The sequence below is a fragment of the Gramella sp. AN32 genome (assembly GCF_023718305.1).
GTDB classification, from domain to species: domain Bacteria; phylum Bacteroidota; class Bacteroidia; order Flavobacteriales; family Flavobacteriaceae; genus Christiangramia; species Christiangramia antarctica.
Map to the genome: position 1 here is coordinate 164,655 of NZ_QEYO01000009.1, position 21,515 is coordinate 186,169.

General features: G+C 37.8%; 13 protein-coding genes. 11 read left to right on the top strand and 2 right to left on the bottom strand.

Going from position 1 to position 21,515, the window contains the following annotated elements; genetic code table 11:
* Positions 1 to 96: 96 nt before the first annotated feature.
* Both DHD80_RS11880 and DHD80_RS11885 read right to left on the bottom strand, forming a co-directional pair.
* On the bottom strand, positions 97 to 1,728 hold the full coding sequence (locus tag DHD80_RS11880; protein ID WP_251741400.1) for a sulfatase: 1,632 nt from the start codon (positions 1,726 to 1,728) through the stop codon (positions 97 to 99).
* Positions 1,729 to 1,739: 11 nt separating this feature from the next.
* Complete coding sequence (locus tag DHD80_RS11885) at positions 1,740 to 2,777, bottom strand: LacI family DNA-binding transcriptional regulator (RefSeq protein WP_251741401.1); 1,038 nt, start codon at positions 2,775 to 2,777, stop codon at positions 1,740 to 1,742.
* Positions 2,778 to 3,180: 403 nt separating this feature from the next.
* On the opposite strand from DHD80_RS11885, the gene DHD80_RS11890 reads away from it, so the two are divergent.
* The 11 genes from DHD80_RS11890 (at position 3,181) to DHD80_RS11940 (ending at position 21,414) form a co-directional block, all read left to right on the top strand.
* Complete coding sequence (locus DHD80_RS11890; protein WP_251741402.1) at positions 3,181 to 6,147, top strand: TonB-dependent receptor; 2,967 nt, start codon at positions 3,181 to 3,183, stop codon at positions 6,145 to 6,147.
* Positions 6,144 to 7,820 (top strand): RagB/SusD family nutrient uptake outer membrane protein, encoded by a 1,677-nt coding sequence (locus DHD80_RS11895; RefSeq protein WP_251741403.1) that lies wholly within the window; start codon positions 6,144 to 6,146, stop codon positions 7,818 to 7,820. Before DHD80_RS11890 ends, DHD80_RS11895 begins: the two co-directional genes overlap by 4 nt.
* 222 nt (positions 7,821 to 8,042) lie before the next feature.
* Complete coding sequence (locus DHD80_RS11900; protein ID WP_251741404.1) at positions 8,043 to 9,848, top strand: glycoside hydrolase family 2 TIM barrel-domain containing protein; 1,806 nt, start codon at positions 8,043 to 8,045, stop codon at positions 9,846 to 9,848.
* Between the two features lie 110 nt (positions 9,849 to 9,958).
* Complete coding sequence (locus DHD80_RS11905) at positions 9,959 to 11,536, top strand: hypothetical protein (protein ID WP_251741405.1); 1,578 nt, start codon at positions 9,959 to 9,961, stop codon at positions 11,534 to 11,536.
* A gap of 12 nt (positions 11,537 to 11,548) precedes the next feature.
* Positions 11,549 to 12,928 (top strand): sulfatase-like hydrolase/transferase, encoded by a 1,380-nt coding sequence (locus DHD80_RS11910; protein ID WP_251741406.1) that lies wholly within the window; start codon positions 11,549 to 11,551, stop codon positions 12,926 to 12,928.
* A gap of 131 nt (positions 12,929 to 13,059) precedes the next feature.
* A complete protein-coding gene (locus DHD80_RS11915; protein WP_251741407.1) occupies positions 13,060 to 14,964 on the top strand; it encodes a sialate O-acetylesterase in 1,905 nt (634 codons plus the stop codon).
* A 22-nt stretch (positions 14,965 to 14,986) separates the two neighbouring features.
* On the top strand, positions 14,987 to 16,480 hold the full coding sequence (locus tag DHD80_RS11920) for an alkaline phosphatase D family protein (RefSeq protein ID WP_251741408.1): 1,494 nt from the start codon (positions 14,987 to 14,989) through the stop codon (positions 16,478 to 16,480).
* A gap of 9 nt (positions 16,481 to 16,489) precedes the next feature.
* Positions 16,490 to 17,905: a sulfatase-like hydrolase/transferase gene (locus tag DHD80_RS11925; protein WP_251741409.1), complete on the top strand. Its 1,416-nt coding sequence runs from the start codon at positions 16,490 to 16,492 to the stop codon at positions 17,903 to 17,905.
* Between the two features lie 741 nt (positions 17,906 to 18,646).
* Positions 18,647 to 19,852, top strand: a complete 1,206-nt coding sequence (locus DHD80_RS11930; RefSeq protein WP_251741410.1) for a site-specific integrase — start codon at positions 18,647 to 18,649, stop codon at positions 19,850 to 19,852.
* A gap of 89 nt (positions 19,853 to 19,941) precedes the next feature.
* Entirely contained in the window at positions 19,942 to 20,847 is a 906-nt protein-coding gene (locus DHD80_RS11935; RefSeq protein ID WP_251741411.1) for a hypothetical protein, read from the top strand.
* A gap of 3 nt (positions 20,848 to 20,850) precedes the next feature.
* On the top strand, positions 20,851 to 21,414 hold the full coding sequence (locus tag DHD80_RS11940) for a hypothetical protein (RefSeq protein ID WP_251741412.1): 564 nt from the start codon (positions 20,851 to 20,853) through the stop codon (positions 21,412 to 21,414).
* Positions 21,415 to 21,515 lie beyond the last annotated feature (101 nt).

A 21,515-nucleotide genomic window follows, 5' to 3' on the forward strand; every position in this document is an offset into this window, starting at 1 on the left:
GTTTAATTATAATATCGTTTCAGAGAATAGCCTCCAGTTTATCTCTTTTCTGATATGCACAAGTGTTCAATTATTTTGAACTTGTTCAGAATAGCCTTAATGGATTTCTTCTTTTACAATTTTGCTTTGTTCCCAGCCAATTCTAATAGCCACTGCCTCTATAGAACTGCTATTTTTATCATTTTTAATAGGATTGCTATATAATTGCCAATTATCGTTCTGATTAAAGCGATATGCAATGGATGCTCCTTCGGTTTCAGAACTTAGTATGATAGTTTTTTCGCTAATGCTGATCTTCGGGGCAGCCGTCACAGGTTGCTTTCCATGGGGGGGCCATAAAATTTCAATAAGTTCACTTTCAGGAATAAGGCCCAGATCCCCATATTCTTCGATGAAATTTATATGCGCATTTCTTAATTCATTGAGTTTTTGAAAATAGTTGGGATTAGAAGCTAGATTATGTATCTCAAAGGGATCATTTTGCGTGTCATATAGTTCTTCCAAAGATTTCCGCTCAGCCCAAAATTGCCACTGATCTTTCTTCAATTCGCCATCCTTTTTTAATTTAAGGATTTCCTGCATGATTGCTGCTTTATCCCGATAGGGAATAAAACCTAAATAAGGAAGTTCAGGTCGATAATTATACACATATTTAAAACGTTTGTCCCTAACTGCCCTGATGGTTTCCGGTGCAGGATCCATGCGGTCACGAAAGGCATATATATAATCACGTGGCTCTTCTTTCTTGTCGCCTAGGAAAACATTCCCTTCCATATAATCAGGCGGAATTAAACCGGCTACGGACATTGTTGTGGGTGCAAAATCAATAAAAGACACAAGTTCGTTATTAACAGTACCCGCTTTATATCCATCGGGATATCTTATGATCAATGGAACCTGAATACCGCTATCATAAACCCATCGTTTGGCACGTGGGAGTCCGTCACCATGATCAGAAAAAAAGAAAATTATTGTATTATCCAAAAGGCCATCATCTTTAAGTTGAGCCATTAAGTCGCCTACCCATCTATCCATAGCGTGAATATTATCATAGTGACGGGCTATATCCTGCCTTATCACTTTTGTATCAGGGTAATAAGGGGGTACTTTAATATCATTTGGCTCGGTAACCTCCGGATTGTATTTCTTGAAAATTCTACCTTCATGGGTGGTCATACTATTAAAAACCGAAAAGAAGGGTTTAGATTCACTAGGCCGATTCCTCCAGTGGGCATTTTCACTACTATCGTCCCATGCGGTTATTGGTTCCTTAAATTGATAATCGGTTTTAGAATTGTTGGTACAATAATATCCAGCTGCCCGGAAATATTCGGAAAAGCACTTTACCCCGGCAGGCGGTGTCGCTTCATAAACTGGAATGTTCAACAATTCAGGATCGGTTATATCACTAAGTGCCGATGTTCTTTTCCAGGTTCTCATCGCCATTGCCCCAGTAGAGGTTGGATACATTCCTGTTATTAAAGTATGCCGGCTTGGCGCACAAACTCCATAGGTAGCATATGCATTTGTATAACGCACCCCTTCAGTTGCCAACCGATCAATATTCGGGGTGTTGGCAATTTTATCACCATAGCAACCTAGCTTAGGACTCATATCTTCAACGGTAATCCAAAGAATATTATAGGGTTTGTCACCTTGGGCAAAAGAAACTTGACCACAAAAAGTGATAACTAAAAGAAAACGTAAAAAAATTAGATTATTTATCATTTATTATAGTATCAATAGAACATAGCATTTTCTGGAGTTACAATATCCAAAGGAATGACTATCTCCTCTGGTGGCTTTTGTTTTGTGACCAGATATTGATACATGCATTCCACAGCCATATACCCCTGATCTATTGGTCTTTGATGAATAAGCATCTGTATTTTACCATCTTTTAGCAAGGCCCTGTTTTTCATCAAAAGATCATACCCCAAAACCCGAATTGATTCATTTTGAGGGAGGCAATCAGCGATCAAATAAGATTTTGAATTGGTAATGAATATAGCAGAAAGATCAGGAATCACTTTCTGAATTTTTTCATTTATTTTCTGTTTCAAGGCAATATCGCCAGCAAATATGGAGAATACTTCAACTTTAAAGTCCTTCAATTTTTCATTTAAGTATGACTGAAACCCTTCTATTCTTCTTCTGAAAATGACATTTTTATCACCTTTTCCGGTAATGTTCATTACGAGAAAAGTACTCGATTCATTTTTTCCCAAACTTAGTAACTCTCCAGCCAGACGACCACTCTGAAAAGCATTCTGCCCAATATATGTTAAGGGTTCCATATCTGAAAGGTTAAAATCAATCAAAACAAAAGGGAGGCTCCTTTCTGCACATTTCCTCAGGAACAAGTTCGCTTCGTTATATAGTTGCGGAGCCATAATCACACCATCACAATCATCATTAAGGATTTTGTTCGATTTTTCTTGAAAGGACTCCTCGACATCCTTTTTATAGAGATAATAATGCACCGCCAAATTGGAAGACCTAAAAATATTCTGAGCTTTCTTAACCCCCTCCAAAGGGGCGCTCCAATAACCATCATCAATTTCCTCCGGTATTAGAAGTGCTATTTTATATGTTTTGTTTAAAGAAAGGTTACGACCGTTAACATTAGGTGTATAGTTAAGTTCAGACATTATATCCTCAATCAACTTCTGATTCTTTTTAGAAACCTTACCTCGTTTATGAATAACGCGGTCTACTGTACCTATTGACACATTTGCCCTTTTTGCAATCTCTTTAATAGTAGGTGGAGCTGCCATTAATATGTTGATTTAAAAAAATAATTTGCTGTGTACGCACACACTATTACGGTTAAAAATAATTAAATTTATCCTTATTAACAATAATATTCATATAAAATATTAAGATATATTTATACTCATATTCTACTAATTCGTAATATCAGTGGTTAATTTTATGAAAGATTTATATTTTTTTAGTAAAATTTATTGTTTTAGTAATTTTTTTTGATAAATTTAGAGATATTTAATATCAGGTGTTAACGAACACATTATTTTTGCATTGGTGGAAATTTAATAGACCCATTAGCCAAAAATATTTATGCTAAAATCTTTTTTATGTGTGCGTACACATAAATTGTTTTGATTTTAAACAGTAGATGTCATACTTAAAACTAACTATTAACATCATAACTTTATTTTTATGAAACAGTTCCTAACCTTTTTTATTTTCTTATTCCTTATCCAGTTTTCGAGCGCCCAGTCAAAGACAGTTACGGGGCTCGTGGTTGATGACCAAAACATCCCTCTTATTGGCGTTAATGTAATAGAAATAGGCACCAACAATGGTGTGGTTACCAATTTTGATGGTGAATACTCCATAGTTGTTAATAGTCCTTCTTCTGTATTATCTTTTAGTTATCTGGGGTTTCAAACCATAGAGATTCCAGTAGAACAGCAGAATACTATTAAGGTTACCCTAACAAAGAACACTTCCGCACTCGATGAAGTCGTTGTAGTGGGATATGGAACAAGAAAAGTTAGTGATCTTACCGGAGCGGTAGGAAGTATCTCATCCAATAGGCTTGAAAATAAACCCAATGCCAATGTAATTCAAGCGTTACAAGGAGCAGTACCAGGAGTGAATATAACTCAAAATGGTGGTGGTGCCGAGCAAGGGAATAATAGCATTTTAATTCGGGGACGGAACTCTATTACCGCCGGGAATGGGCCACTCATTGTTTTAGATGGAGTACCCTATAGCGGTAACTTGTCAGACATTAATACACAAGATGTAAAATCAATGACCGTATTAAAAGATGCCTCATCTACCGCCATTTATGGCTCCCGGGGCGCTAATGGAGTTATTATTATTGAAACGAAGAAAGGTCAGGTGGGAAAAGTAAGGATTTCATACAGTGGTTATTATGGAGTTCAGGAACTCACTAATTTACCGGAACTTTACGATGGACCGGGCTTTGCCGCGTTTAAAGACGCGCGTCTGGCGGCTGAAGGATTGGATCCGGAAAACAGGCTTACACCTTCTGAACTTGAAGTGCTTAATGCAGGAGAAGCAGTGGACTGGTTAGATCTCACGACACGCACCGGGAAAAGACAAGATCATAATATTGCCATTTCAGGAGGGAGTGATAGAACTAAATATTATGTCTCACTTGGATATCATGATGCGGAAGGTGTGACTTTGAACGATGGATTTACCAGGTACTCCCTTCGTGTAAATGTTAATTTTGATATAACCGATAATATAAAATTCGGTACAGCCACTCAGCTTTCCAGAATAGACAGGTCCGGGAACAATCCTAATTTTGGTTCCCAGAGGAATGGAGCATTCCGAATGAACCCTTTGACCACAGCTTTCGATGAGAATGGAGATCCTACTGTTTACCCATGGCCGGAAGATATATTTGTATGGAATCCCCTCGCGCCTACTTTAGAGGTAAATGATGACTTTAATAACAAGGTATTTACAAACAATTATCTCCAGTTCTCTTTCCCTTTTTTGGAAGGGCTTTCGTATAAAATAAATACCGGTATTGAGTATGACCAGCGTGACATTGGTGAATATGAGGGAAGAAACACCGGGAGCGGCTTTGAAACTAATGGTAGTGCGCGTATAGACTTCAGAAAAGATGAAAATTATCTAATTGAAAATATTTTAAGCTACACTAAGGAATTCGGCGATCATTCATTTGATTTCACTGGTCTTTATAGTACGCAGGTTATTGAAAATTACCGAAGCGTAACAGAAGCAAGTGGTTTTGTTTCTGATGCCCTCACCTATTACCAGATGGATAACTCAACAAGTGGCGCAGTGAATGATACCGATTTTGAAAAAACCCAGCTTATATCTCAAATGGCCAGATTGAATTATGGCTATTTAGACAGGTATTTATTAACTGCAACTGTAAGGCGGGATGGTTATTCGGGCTTCGGTGCCGATAAAAAATACGGTGTATTTCCATCACTGGCTTTAGGATGGATCATCAGTGACGAAGCATTTTTTAAGTCTGGTCCGGTAAACTATACCAAGCTACGAGCTTCTTATGGTGTAAATGGGAATCAGGCCGTAGGCCCATACGATAATTTAGCCACACTTACTACCAGACCATGGGTGATAGGAAGTGCTACAGCTCCTGGATTTTTTGTGGATAGGTTGGCCAATTCAGAATTGGGTTGGGAGCAAACCAGCACGCTTAATGTAGGATTAGATTTTGGGTTCCTGGAGAATCGTTTTCAATTATCTGCTGACGCATACATAGCAAGGACAAAAGATTTGCTACTTAATCGTTTGGTTCCATCCGTCAATGGTGTGAACAGAGTGATTGAAAATATAGGGGAAGTAGAAAACAGAGGTTTGGAATTAGTGGCACAGGGCTTTATCATCAATGGAGATAAATTCACATGGAATTTTAAAGGAAATGTGGCATGGAATAAAAACGAAATAGTCTCACTTTTTGGGGATAAACAAGATGATGTGGCCAATCAATGGTTTATAGGCCAGCCTATACGTGTTAATTACGATTACGCCTTTGATGGTATTTGGCAGGAAGGCGATAATATCGAAAATTCTGCCCAGCCGGATGCGCAGCCCGGTTACATACGTGTTTTAGATGTTGCTAATGATTTGGATGACGAAGGAAATCCAATTTTGGCAATTGATCCTGCGAACGACAGAATTATTCAGGGGCAACGCGATCCAAAGGTAGTGTATGGTTTGGAAAACACCCTAAATTATGGAAATCTGTCACTTTATGTTTTCCTTCAGGGAGTGGGTGGAGTTACAAAATCCAATCCATACAAAGACGTAGCTGTAGGTGGCGACGTGAGAAATAACTGGATTGCTCAAGAATTCTGGACTCCGGAAAATCCAATCAACACTTATTATAGCATAGATCCTGAAGCAAATGATTTTGATGTGGATTTCTATGAAGACGCAAGTTTTTTAAGAGTGAGGGATATAACGCTTTCATACAAATTTGATAATAAGTTATTTGGCAATTCAGCACTTAATGGGCTGCAACTTTATTCAACGATTAGAAATCTTGCCACGTTTACAAAATACGGGGCGCTTGACCCTGAATTTAACGATCAGTTTGATACACCACTTCAACAGGAATTTATTTTTGGATTAAAATTTAATGTGTTATGAAAAAAACTTATAGAATAATTATACAATCAGTTTTAGCCGTTGTGCTATTTGCAATTTTTGGATCCTGTCAGGATGATTTTTTAGATCAGGAAGTGGTTTCTTTTACCAGTCCCGATGCGATATATGTTGATCTTGAAGGATTGGAAGCAGGGCTTAACGGCCTTTATGCTTCAGTAAGGTTTGAGCGAGGGGGGATAGGTAACGGAAGTTCCAATGATCTTCGAAGTGATCCTATGATGAACGGAACTGACGTGATCTATGTAAACCGTGATAGAGGGAGAACCAGGTTTCTTAATGAATGGGGAAGTGAATTAATTTCTAATTCCGCTAGAAATCAACTTGATGATATTTGGCAATGGCTTTACGAAGTGATAGCATCTGCCAATCAAATTATAAATCGTGCAGAACAACTTGATGACAATATAATTTCATCTGAAGATCGCAATCGTGTAATCGCAGAAGCAAGAATGATCAGGGCCTGGGGCTATCGTCATTTGACCTTCCTATATGGAGATGTCCCTTTAAATGTTGAGGAAATTCAGAAACCTCGTTTAGACTGGGAGCGTAATCCTGTAGAAGAAATTTACGATCAAATGCAAGCAGACCTTGAATTCGCAGTAGCCAATCTTCCTGAGGTCCATATAAATGATGGAAAGGTTATTAAAGCGGTTGCTCAACACTACTTGGCTGAACTATTCATAATTCGCGAGAAATATGAAGAAGCCATTGCGGTAGCAAAAGATGCCATTGCAGGCCCAAGGAAATTAATTACTGAACGCTTTGGGGTAGCTGCAGACCAACCGGGTACCGTTTTTAGCGATATTTTCCAGACTGGCAATGCCAATCCCAGCGATGGCAATACTGAGGCATTATGGGTTTTTCAAAATGATTTGGCACTACGGGACCAAGGTGGAAATGGTGGCAATATAATGAGACGTTGGTTTATGAGTGAGTATAGTACAGGAAGTGGTAACGGACTGGATTTAGCCCTTACTCTAGAGAGAGGAGGAAGGGGCAATACTCGTTCTTCAGCAACAACTTTTCAATTTGACCTTTATAGAGATGAATCGGGTAATATAATTGACGAAAGGGGTGATGCCAATATTTGGAGAAATTACTTCGTAATTATTGAGGAGGATGTTAATAATAATGGGGTTTATGAGTATGATGGGGTTACTTATAACGTTGGGGACACTTTGTTTTTGGATGTGACCTCTTTAGAACGAGAACAGGACAGGACAAGACCCTATACTAGAAAATGGGACTGGACACATGATGGTAACTTACAAGAAAGCCGTAATTTTGATGATTTGATTCATTTAAGGCTCGCCGATACTTATTTGTTGTTAGCAGAAGCTTACTTTAAAAATGGGAATCTTGATGAAGCGGCCAGTACTATTAACGTTTTAAGAAGAAGAGCCAACGCTCCTGAAATTACCCCAAGTGATGTTACACTTGATTTTATACTCGATGAAAGAGCAAGAGAGTTATTCTCAGAAGAGCAAAGAAGATATACCCTTTTAAGAAATAATAAGTGGGTAGAGCGCACCAATTTGCATAATAATATTGCATCAGGTAGAATTGATCCAACCAGGGATATTTTGTATCCAATTCCGCAGTCATTTATTGACTCGAACATCGAGCGGGAAATCGAAAATAATCCCGGTTATTAATTAGTCATGATTGGCCTGTTCCTTTAACAATAGGTGGCTTTATTATTTATTCTAACATTTTATTCAAGAAGTTCAGAGAGTTCCATTTTCTACTTTTAACAACTATTGTGTTTTCTTTTTTTAAAGGTGCAACTTCTTTAATAACGGAATTGAATGTGATAATGAATTTTATACCTTCAAAATAATGGTTGGGTCATCAAATTAGAACAATGAAAATTTTATATGCTTAAAACAGAGTCATTTTTAAAGACATACTTCTTAAGCCTTAATAGTGTATTTTTTTTACTTGCCCTATTACCACAAATTGGCTTTACACAAACTTCAGAGCCACTAATAACAAGTATCTCTGCCCGTAATAGTATTTCCCTGGATGGCACCTGGAACTATATCGTGGATCCTTATAAAACAGGTTTTAGGGATAGTAAACGTTATGATTTTGGGCAAGAAACTCCGGAGGAAGAGGCTTTTGTCGAGTACAAATTTCAGGCAGGGAATACCCTTAAAGTACCTGGAGATTGGAATACCCAAAAAGAGGAGATTTTTTATTATGAAGGCCTTTTATGGTATCAACGTACATTTCAGGTTAATAAAAAAAACAACAAGGAGTACGCCCTGTATTTTGGTGCAGCTAATTATAAAACAACGGTTTTTCTAAATGGTTCGAAAATTGGTTCTCACGAAGGTGGTTTTACTCCGTTTAATTTTAATGTTACGGCTAAGCTGCGCGAGGGCAAAAATCATATCGTGGTCGCTGTTGACAATGAACGCAGGCCAGAATATGTGCCAACACTGAAAACAGACTGGTGGAACTATGGAGGGATTACCCGCTCTGTAAAACTGCTGGAATTAAACACCAGCTATATCCGGACTTTTAAGGTACAATTAGATATTGAAGACCCCGACTATCTGAAAGGATTCGTGCATTTAAGTGATTCTCTAGAGGAAAACCTTACTCTTAGAATTCCTGAACTTAATTTATCTAAAAAACTAAAAACAAATGAAAGTGGGGTTGCGGAATTTAGCATCAAAGCCAAACCTCAACGATGGAGCCCTGAAAACCCAAAACTCTATGAGGTACTGATTAGCTCAACCCACGATACCTTAAAAGAAACTATCGGGTTCAGGACCATTGAGGCAAAGGATACAGAAATTCTTCTAAATGGTAAATCAATCTTCCTAAAAGGGATTAGCATTCATGAGGAAGCACCTTTCGATGGCGGGCGGGTTTACAATGAAGATCAGGCTAAACAACTGCTAACCTGGGCAAAAGAACTCAATGCGAACTATGTACGTTTAGCCCATTATCCACATAATGAAGCTATGGTACGTGAAGCAGATCGTATGGGCCTGTTGGTATGGTCGGAGATTCCGGTATACTGGGATATCCTTTGGGAAAATTCACATAGTTATCAAGTTGCAGAGCAGATGCTTACTGAAATGATCACCAGGGATCAAAATAGGGCCAGCGTGATTATTTGGTCCGTTGCAAATGAAACTCCTCAGGGGGAGGCTAGAACTGATTTTCTAAAGAAACTGATCACTAAAACCAAAGAATTAGATGATGACCGACTGATATCGGCAGCATTGCATGAGGTAAGGTATGATAGAGAAGAAAATACAAAATATATTGAAGACGAACTTGCAAATTATGTTGATTTGTTAAGTATAAATAACTATTGTGGTTGGTATGGTGGTAGCGATTGCCAGAATTTAAAATGGGCCACAAATTTTAATAAACCCATGATAATGAGTGAATATGGAGGAGGAAGCTTACAGGGTTTAAATGGATCGGTTGATGAGCGCTGGACGGAAGAATTTCAGGCAGAAATTTACCGGCAACATGTAAAAATGTTTAATAAAATCCCATTTTTAGCAGGGGTTTCTCCGTGGATTCTAAAAGATTTTAGATCTCCTTTACGTATGCACGCTACATACCAAAATTACTGGAACCGAAAAGGCCTTATTTCTGACAGGGGAATAAAGAAAAAAGCATTTTATATTTTGCAGGATTTCTATAAAACAAAATGACATCTATTTGTCCTTAGCTTTTGACCATAAATTTAGAATCCTTTTTACCACTTAAGGATTAATAAGTTTATTGTGGATTCCATGTATAATCAGTGAAATTAAATATTCACATGAAACGACTTACTTATTATTTGTTTTCCGTATTATTAATATATATCTCATTTGCTTGCCGAAATCAGTCAGATAGTGGGGAATTTAACGCATCAAGTGATTCAAAAGGAATCGCGTTGGACAAATTGGGTAAGATCACTCCAAAAAACTCCAGTGAGATCAGTGGCTCTTACTGGGGGATCCAGGCAAGTACCCTTGACCCGGAATTACTTAAAAGAGCAGCTGATATTGGGGTTAAATGGACTCGCTTACATTGTAACTGGAATCACGTTGAAAAGGTTAAAGGCAGCTATGACTGGTCTGAAACCGACAAAGCTTTTGATGCTATCCTGAAAACAGGAATTGTGCCCTTTGTTACAATTGGTCACGGGAATCCGGTATATTCTGAAATGACAACCTATGATGATCCAAAACTTGCCGAAATTTATGGATACAGGCCTGCCCCACCTATAAAGGATCCTGCAGCCATGAAGGCCTGGCTGGCTTTTGTGAAAGCTGCAATTGAACGATACAAGGACAAAATTACCTATTGGGAAGTATGGAACGAACCCAACCACCGGAACTACTGGGGTGGTAAACCGGATGGAGAAGAGTATGGTGAACTGCTTAACCAAACAGCAAAAATAATTCGGAACATTCAACCCAATGCCCGTATCATTGCCGGCTCTATGGCAGGTATTGATCCTGAATTTGCTGAAGCGTTTTTATCAATTGAGAACAATGCAGATCTGGTGGATATAATTACCTATCACAATTATGGTGCTGTACCCGAAGAGCGGGCCTATCCTACAGTTAGACTGCTTGAGGTGATGAAAAAAAATAATCCTGAATTAAAATTATGGCAGGGAGAATGTGGATATCCATCGCATAGCAGTTCCCGGGATTACAGAGGGAGAGCACCGTGGGGATTGAACATTCAGGCTAAATGGCTATTAAGGCAAGCATTCGTAGACACCTATTTCTGCGAGGCTACATTAAGCAATTATTTCAAATTAGTGCATATGGGAGGACGCGGCGAAAAACCAGAGCGTTCACCGCTAACTGGACTGGATACCCTATTCGGTTATCCTGAAAGAGATGGTTCTAGAGTAAAAACGAAAGGGGTTAATGAAAAATGTATCCTTACCAATCCTGACCTGGAGCCTAAGCCTGCATATTTTACTTACCAAAATCTTTGTGCCTTAATGGATGACTCTTACAAAGTATTCAGAACAGATCACCAGCTTAAAGTCAAAGATCAGGGTATTTTTTATGGTATAGGCGAGGAAGATGATGCGTTTCCATCCGTGCCTTTAATGGCCTCTTTTAAAACAGCAGAGGACAACCACCTGATTGCTTATTGGCTACCATGGAATGCTCAGGAATATCTGCCTGAACTAGGTAGAATTTCCTTAAAAATTCAGGAAGTGAAATTCGAAAACCCGGTTTTGGTTGATTTGCTGAATGGGGATGTGTACGAACTCAAAGATTTTCACAATCAACAAGATAATGTCAATTTTGAAAATTTACCTATTGCAGACTATCCATTCGCAATTGTAGAAAGAAGTCAAATTAATTTTAATACCAGTATCAATTAAAAGATGAAAAAGATGAAGAAGTTTTTAAGCCTCCTATTTGTAAGTTGTATTTTTTTCACTGCCAGTGCTCAAGATAAAAAACCAAATGTTATATTAATCATAAGTGATCAACATGCAGGAAAAATCATGACCCAGAGAGGTTACGAACATATTCAAACACCCGGAATAGATAAATTGGCAGAGGAAGGAGTCACTTTTACCCGGGCTTATGTGGCGTACCCTGTATGTACTGCTTCAAGAGCCGCCATGATTACCGGGGTAATGCCAAGCAAGAGCCAACCCAAACTTACAGAATATACTTCAATAGGTCAGCATATGAAAACAAATGGCTATGAAACTGCCTACTATGGGAAATGGCATGTAGGTAACTCAAAAATGGGTAAAACAAAAGGCTGGCACGGTTTCGAGAAATACGAGGATCTCAGGAACGATACGAAAATAAGGAATTTGTCTAATGATTTTATTACAAGAAAGCATGACAAGCCTTTTTTTATGATAACGTCTTACTTAAATCCTCATGATTGTTGTGAATTAGCCCGGAATATGTCTGGGGTGAAGGATGATTACCACGATGGTCCCGTAGAAGAAAATGCCGAACTTAGCAAAACCCCACCCCTACCCGATAATTTCAATATTCCACCTAACGAACCGGAAGGCTTTTATGTAAGGCGTACACCGGATTCTACCGATATGAAAATGTTCAGAAAACATCCTGTAAAATATTGGGATGAAACTAAATGGAGGCAATATATGTATGGTTATGATCGCCTCGTAGAAAAAGTAGATGCTCACATCCTGACAATGATTGAAAAACTTGAAGAAACCAATCAGTTGGAAAATACCATTATCATCTACACTTCAGATCACGGAGATGGCCATGCGTCCCATGAATGGAACCAGAAAATGACCTTTTACGAAGAATCAGTAAATGTACCCTTTATCATCTCTTACAAGGGTAAATTAAGCGGGGGCCTTATTGATAAAAAGACGTTGGTCAATACCGGACTTGATATTTTCACCACTATAAGTGCCATGACGGGCATCGAATATGACAATTCACTTTTAGGGGTAGACCTACAACCTAGCGTGATGAAGGCATCGAAGATCGATGCGGCCAAAAGAAATTACGTGGTTTCCGAGATGAATCAGCTCCCTGTAGATGGAAAATCGTTTACTGGCCGGATGGTACTTACAGATCGCTATAAGTATGTAATATTTGATGGAGGTAAAAACCCTGAACAACTTTATGATTTAGAAGTAGATCCAGGTGAACTAAACCCAGTAACTGAAAATCCAGAATATAGTAATCAGTTAAAAGCGCACAGAGAGATGCTGAAGGACTGGATGCAGATATCCCAGGATAATTTTGACATATCCAAAATGGCAAAATGACCATACAATAATAGAAATGGCCACGGATTCACTACAGAAAGTTAAGCATGTAATTGAACAAAAAACTATTTCTAAAAAACTACCGAACAAATGAGTGCGAGCCAAATAATTCATTGAGTATGCTTAAAATAATGACTAAAGTTTATCCGCCAATATTCTTATTAATTCTTCTTTTAGTTGCTACCCCCAACGTTTTAGCACAACAGAAAAGTCTTTTTTTGTTGATAGGGCAGTCCAATATGGCTGGAAGAGGAGACTATGAAAGTCTAGAGGATACGCTATTGATTCAAAATGTTTTTATTTTAAACGAAAAAGGCGTTTTTGAACCTGCAAAAAACCCCCTGAACAGATATTCTACCATTCGGAAAACCAATAATCCGGATCTTCAAAAAATCGGTATTGGCCAAACATTTGCATCTGGCATATCTGAGGCTCTTCAGGATTCTGTTTATCTTATTGTAAATGCCAAAGGGGGCACTCATATTGAGAAATTTTTAAAGGGCGGGGATCATGCTTATTACGAGTCTATCGTAAACAGGACAAAAAATGCATTGAAAAACAATCCGGAATTAAGTCTTGATGCCATACTTTGGCATCAGGGCGAATCTAATTCAGGAAATCCTTCCAATTATTTAGAAAATTTACGGACGTTGATTGAGGATTTAAGAACAGATTTTGATCTACCCAACTTACCCGTTATTGTAGGTCAATTAGGAATGTGGAGGGATCATTATTCTGAAATTAGAGGGCTGATTCGTACGATTCCCAGTCAAATCCCCAACACTTTCCTTGTTAGTTCAGAAGGATTGACGAATAAAGATAAGGCCCATTTTGACACCAAATCTTATAAAGAGTTTGGAAAACGATACGCTAATATTTACTTAAAGGAAAAATACTTAACCCATAAAATATTACAAAGACTTGAACCGGCATTCCAGTTGCCCATAGAGCCGGATAAAATTCCAAGAAGTCTTGAAGAAGACGGGACTATGCGCCTGGTAAAGGGCAGGGACTGGTGTAGCGGCTTTTTCCCTGGCGTTCTATGGTATACATATGAACTTTCAGGTAGAAAAGACTTTAAACAACTGGCAGCAAAATGGACTCGGTTAATTGAGGATCAGAAAACGAATGCAGGCACCCATGACATGGGGTTTAAAATTTCCTCGAGCTTTGGCAATGCTTATCAAATCACAAAAGATCCATATTATAGGGAAGTCATTTTAGAGAGTGCCAAAACCTTGGCTACAAGATATAATGAGAAAGTGGGCAGCATCAGGTCTTGGGATCATCACCAAGATAAATGGAGCTTTCCAGTCATTATTGATAACATGATGAATCTGGAACTGTTATTTAACGCAACACAGTTGTCAGGCGATTCCACTTATTATAAAATAGCTTATAAGCACGCAAATACAACACTTAAAAATCATTTCAGAGCAGATAACAGTTCTTTTCATGTAGTTGACTATAATCCAACAACAGGTAAAGTACAATCTAAAGCAACACATCAAGGATTAAAAGATAGTTCGGCCTGGGCCAGAGGGCAGGCCTGGGGTTTATACGGCTTTACCATGGCTTATAGATTTACCGGTGATAAAAAATTTCTAAACCAGGCCCTCAAAATTTATGATTTTATCTTTAATAATCCCAATCTTCCAGATGATTTAGTTCCTTACTGGGATTATAATGTTGACACCTCAGGAAACCCTCCGAGGGATGCTTCTGCTGCTGCAATCGCTGCTTCTGCACTTTATGAGTTAGCAGGATATACAGGTGATGAAATGATGATTGCAAAGGCTGATAAAATTATTGAGATTTTGGGGAGCGATGCCTATTTGGCAAAAGCTAATGCCAAACATGTGTTTATTTTAGACCACAGTACAGGAAATAAGAACAGAGATGATGAAGTGGATACCCCAATTATTTACGCAGATTATTATTTTTTAGAGGCTTTGTTAAGAAAGCGAAGGGAGCAACAAGGCTCAAAAGTCATAAAGAAGGAAGAGAATGTAATAATCAATAAACAAGAGCAATAATTATAAATAAAAGATCAAAAGTATGCTTAAATTAAACAAAAAAACAAGTGGTTTATGGTCTGTTGGAATACTACTGTTTTTGAGTTTCTTTACGATGGGATGCCAAGAAACAAACCGAAGAGCTCCCTTTTTTGCTACCGGAATTAAAATTGGAGAGGTAACCTCAAATTCTGCAATAATTTGGGTAAGACTTACCAAAGAAGCAGAAAGGGTAAGTGAGGAAGCTCCAATGCCTGAGGTATTTTATAAAACCGATTCTGGAGAATGGATTAAAAGACCCGGTGGAAGACGGCCGGATTTACCTCCAAAAGTAGTTTATCCCGAGGGCCACGATGTTACTAACATTGAAGGGGCCGTCCCTGGCATGGAAGGGTATGTTCAATTAAAGTATAAAGAAAAAGGTACGCAGAACTGGCAATCAAAAGAATGGTTACGAGCAGATAAATCCACAAATTTCACGAATAATATAAAGCTAAAAAATCTCAATCCGAATACCTTGTATGAAATTGAACTGGTTTCCAGCACTGATCGCAAAAAAACCGGGGAAACAATTAAGGGAAGTTTTACCACCGCTCCAATGGCGGACGCTCACAAGCCCATATCTTTTACTGCCACTACCTGCATCTCTTATGATGATATAGATTCTCTGGGTTATGGCCTTAAAATCTATGATGAGATGGAAAAGCTGAAGCCTTCTTTTTTCGTTCACCTGGGAGATATTTTATATTATGATGATCTTGGTAAAACAGCGGAATTAGCCCGGTGGCATTGGGACCGTATGTTCAGCTTACCTGCTCATGTCAATTTTCATAAAAAGATTCCGAGCTATTTCATAAAAGATGATCATGATACCTGGATGGATGACTCATGGCCGGGCAGAGAAACCCGATTTATGGGAGATTTTACTTTTGAAGAAGGTTTAAAGTTTTTTACCGAAGAGGTGCCAGTGGCTTCTCCAAATTACAGAACAATTCGTTGGGGCAAAGACCTTCAGATATGGATGGTAGAAGGTAGGGATTTTCGTTCTCCCAACACCATGCCTGATGGACCGGATAAAACTATCTGGGGCCAGGAACAAAAAGATTGGTTTTATAAAACCGTAGCTGCTTCAGATGCCACTTTTAAAATTCTTTTGTCCCCTACTCCAATTGTAGGGCCTGATAGGAAAAATAAAAATGACAATCATGCAAATGAAGGATTTAGTCACGAGGGAAAGGAGATAAGAAATTTTCTGGCAGAACAGGAGAATATGTATGTAGTCTGTGGAGACAGGCATTGGCAATATGTATCGGTTGATGCTGAGACCGGGGTGAAAGAATATTCAGTAGGCCCAGGTACAGATGCACATGCGGGCGGATGGGAAGCCGACGATAAAAGGCCAGAACATAGCTTCCTGCGTGTTAAAGGTGGCTTTCTAGAGGTAAAGATAAATCGAGAAAAAGGAATACCTACTATCAAATTTATCCATCGTGATGTGGCAGGGAATGTGGTAAATGAAGAAATAATTCAAAAATAATATTTAGGGATGAAAACAATAATACATGCTAGCCTTCTTCTAATTTATCTTTTGGGGTATCAATTGGAAGTTAGCGCACAACAAAATGAAAAAAACTCAAATACTCCCAACATTATTTTATTAATGGCTGATGACCTGGGATGGGGAGATGTTGGTTTTAACGGTAATAAGAATATAGTAACGCCTCACCTGGATCAAATGGCAGCAAAAGGCATGAGGTTTACAAATTTTTATGCGGCTGCCCCGCTTTGCTCTCCTACGAGAGCCAGTGTCTTAACTGGAAGGAGCCCCTTCAGACAGGGAATTTTCGCAGCACATACAGGGGGCTTGCGGCAGGGGGAAAAAACCATTGCAGAACTTCTTAAAAACGCAGGATACGCCACAGGTTTTTTTGGGAAATGGCATTTGGGTTGGATAGAGCCTGAGGAGGTGCAGTCCAGAGGTTTTTATTCACCTCCTCAGCACCATGGTTTTGATGAGACTTTTGCTACTAGAAGTGCAGTGCCTACTTATAATCCCACTAAGGTTCCAAAAGGATGGGACAATTTTGGAGTGGCTGATGATGGTTCTTGGGATGGCTCCAGATATCTCCATAATGGAAAGGTGGTCACCAAAAATCTTGAAGGAGACGATAGCCGTATAATCATGGATAGAGCTATTCCATTTATTGAAAAGGCGGTAAAAGAAAATAAGCCTTTCCTGGCTACGATATGGTTTCACACACCGCATGAACCCGTAGTAGCAGGGCCCGAATACCTGGCTAAATACCCAAGTTTACCGGAAAAACAAAAACATTTATACGGAGCTATAACCGCTATGGATGAGCAAATAGGGCGTATTAGAACCTATTTAAAGGCTAATAATTTAGACGAAAATACTATTATCTTCTTTACCAGCGATAATGGTCCTGCTGATCCATTGGCCAAAAAAGGTATAGCCTCTGCCGGCCCGTTTAGGGGGCATAAACATCAGATGTGGGAAGGTGGAATCCGAGTCCCTTCTCTTATTGAATGGCCGGGAATGATTGAAACCGGTCAGGTTACAGATTTTCAAGCCTCAACGGAAGATTTTCTACCTACAATTATTGATTTATTAGGAATAAAAATGAAGAGTTTTCCTCTTGATGGTATTAGTCTTATTCCTTTTTTGAAAGGAGAACAAACTAAAAGAAATAAGCCAATAGCATCAGGTTATCAGAGGTTGTATAAAGACACCGAAATTTACTCCTTTATTAAAGGAAAATACAAAATATGTATTCCTGAAAAAGGAATGGAAATGATGCTTTTTAACCTTGAAGAAGATCCTACGGAATCCAACAACCTGGCAGAAAAATATCCTGAGGTCTTTGAGGAAATGAAAGTAGGATTGGCAGAAGTAAAAGCTTCTTGGTTGTTGAGTCGGGAGGGTAATGATTATGAATATTAAAGTCAGATGATTCTCTTATTATACTACACTCAGAGTGAAAGATTAGATTAATAAAGCCAAGAATTCCCAGGAAATCGATTATTCTAATTTGAAACTTAGTTTAGTGGGTGAATAAATTTTGCATTTTCTCACAAAATTAACGAATTAGTATATTCCCAAATTTTTACCGAAAGGGTATTACTTTAAATACTTTATTAAGGATTTAAAAGCGGACTTAATTTCAAAGATGGAGATTGGAAATGGAGTTTGGCCGCTTCCCGAATTTTCCCGGGATTGAGCGGGCAATTGAAATGAAAATAGCAAGCTTTGGAGTTGTGTACAAGACTTTTGTAGTGAGGATTCTTGTCTGGAAGGGAACATTTTTTTACTCCATATAATGGAATGGGCTCTCGTAGATATTAGTATTTAATATCTATTGTGTTTAGTATAAAGAAACCAAATGAGAATAAATAAAATGAAGGAACGTAAATAACATTATTCTGTACTATCCGAAAAAGAAAAAGGCCTCACATTTCTGTGAAGCCTTGTCTTTACTAGTAGCGGGAACTGGACTCGAACCAGTGACCTTCGGGTTATGAGTTTTTGATACCATCATATCAATTTAACCTAAAAACACTATAAATCAATGTTTTATATATGACTTAATATATTTTTACAGCAAATAATATCAAACAAAACTAACAAATGTTGTACCTATGTTGTACCTAAATTGATTATCTTTATAGCATAAATAATTTTAATATGGCTACAGTAAGAGCGGTAATCCGTAAAAAGAGAAATAAGGCTGGGCTATTGCCCATCGCTATACGTATCACGAAAGACCGAAAAAGTACTTTTATTAGTACAGGTCAATATGTCGATGAAAACTTTTGGGATAATAAAAATCGTTGTGTGCGAAAATCTCACCCTAACTCTAAAGTGCTGAATAATTTTATTTCAACCAAGGTTGCAGAAGCCAACGATAAGGTTTTGAAATCTGAAATGAATCCAGAGTATCAAACCGTATCTGACATTAAAACGAAAATTGTAGCTACCAAAGGACTTGATTTTTTTGCAGTAGCAGAAATGCACCTTCAAAACTTAAAAAACAGAAATAAACATCATCAGTATGACACTGAACTTGGGCGAATAAAAAAGTTCAAGGAATTTCTTGATAAAGATATTCTTCCGTTCAACAAGCTAAATGCAACGGTTCTTAAAAAGTTTGAAACTTTCCTGCTTCACAAGAAAAAACTTGCGCCCAGAACAGTCGTAAATTATTTAATTCTTATCAGAACGATATTCAATCTTGCAATTTCTGAATCAATTGCAGATAGAGGATTATATCCATTTGGAAAAGGTAAAATGACAATCAAAATTCCAGAGGCTCAAAAAATAGGATTTAGCGCTGATGAAATACAAAAGTTAGAGAATGCAGAGGGTTTAACTGAAGCGCAACAGAAAGCCGTTCACGTATGGCTTGTCAGTTTTTACTTTGCAGGAATACGCGTTGGCGATGCCTTAAAATTAAAGTGGTCAGATTTTAATGATGGGCGCCTACTCTACCGGATGAACAAAAACAGTAAACTAGTTTCTCTCAAAATTCCAGATAAAGCCATCGAAATTTTCAACTTTTACAGAGAAAAATCAAATTATAATGGACTCGTGTTTCCTCAATTGAAAGGCGTAGATCTTAATGACACCGAAGAAGTGTCTAAAAGAACACAATCCATAACTCGAAATTTGAATAGAAGATTAAAAATTGCAGCAAAAAGTCTCGGAATACAGAAAAATATAAGTATGCATATTGCTCGGCATAGCTTCGGAAATATTTCTGGTGATAAAATTCCGATTCAGATGTTACAAAAATTGTATCGCCATTCTTCTGTAACAACAACCATAAGGTACCAAGCCAACTTCATCCATAAAGACGCGGATGATGCTCTGGATAGTGTTATCAATTTCTAAATAATTGTTTACGAAGTGTTGAAATCTTGAATCATTATTTTAACATTTCATATTTTCATTACATTACCTTTAGGATTAAAATATGGTTTATGGTCTTAAAAGTAAAATGGGAAGATTTTAAAAGTGAAGTTAAAGGTTTCAAGTCTAACGGTGAGGCTCTTGTTGAAAAACACATATCCTCAAGAACAGAAGAAGAATTTGAAATATTAAAAGAAGAAAAACAGTCTTGGGAAAATTCGGTAGTCAGCTATGTTCGTAAATCCTTCGAACCAGAAAACAGAAATTTTGCAAATGAATTCAAAGCCCAAAAAGGGTTCAATACAGGCTTTAAATTAAGTGTTGACCAAAAAGTTAAAAATGAAATTCAGGCCTTAAAAGATGAAATCAACGGGCTTGACTACTATTTGAAAATGTTATTCATTTCTGATGCTATCGTAAGGCCAAATGAAATTGATATTAATGAACGCCAAAATCTCGACACCGAAGGCATACTCGACCTTATCCTTTCAAAACTCTACGACCTATATAATGATGGTAAATACCATTCCATCAACTGGATTCTTGAAGGTAATGGTGTAAAATTGAATGGTCGTGGCGAAGATTGGGACTATGGAAGAATGCTCGAAAATCGAGGTTTAATTGATTCATTGAACGGTCGAGAAGTTAACGCCAAACTAAAGCTGGAAGGAAAGTATGCCATAGAACAAGCAAGAAAGGCTAGAGTAACAGACTATTCTAAAATTAGTAATTCCGACGAGGAACTGAAAGAACTCATAAAACAAGTTCTCTTAAAACTTGAAGGATTAGGTTTTGGCCAACAAATCATTTTTGACGAATTCGATGAGCTTCGCAATGATATTCCGCATTTGAGTAAAAAATCATTCGGTCAATTACTAAAATCTAAACTTGGCGATTTAGTAACAGCCAAGGCATTTGATAAAGCATTGGCAAGCGAAATATTTAAAGAATTTACAAGTCAGGTTTTGCCGTTTTAATCTATGAAGTTATTTGCAAGATTCAGGAACAAATTCAAAAAACTATTTCAGAAAGATAAACAACCTGAATATAAGGTAACGCAATTTGTGTTTTCGGACAGACAGCGTATTGATGGTAAATCGACTATTTCCTTTTTCGTAAACAATCCTAAGCCAGATGTTAGTGTAACACGAACTTTTGAGAGCGAAGATGAAACCGTTAATTGGCTAATGGAAAATGACGATTTTCGAAGAATGTTATTTCAAAACTTATTTCGGACATCCAATTCTGTAAAATACCATTGCGGTGTTAAAGATCCCATTACACTACCTAATAAAATGCCAGGGGATATTGATATTCTTCTTTATGAAAAAGATAAAGAAAATGCTTCAATAGGTATAGAGTGTAAAATTGTGAAGTCCGAATCTTTGGAAGACCAATCGCCTAAAATAAATAAGGTAAGTAGTGTTCAGAAAAAAGGAACTAAACAAGCTAACGGATATGCTGAAATTGGTTTTAGTCGGGTCTATCTTATGGTCATACTATTGGACGATGGGCGCCATTCACCATATGAAGAACTCCATTAATTTCTTGTGCTAACGTGGGCAGGAATCTTTATCTATATTAAATTTAATACGAACTCTATGTGTGGCCGTTTTAAAAATTGGTGCTGGAAATAAAGCCCGTG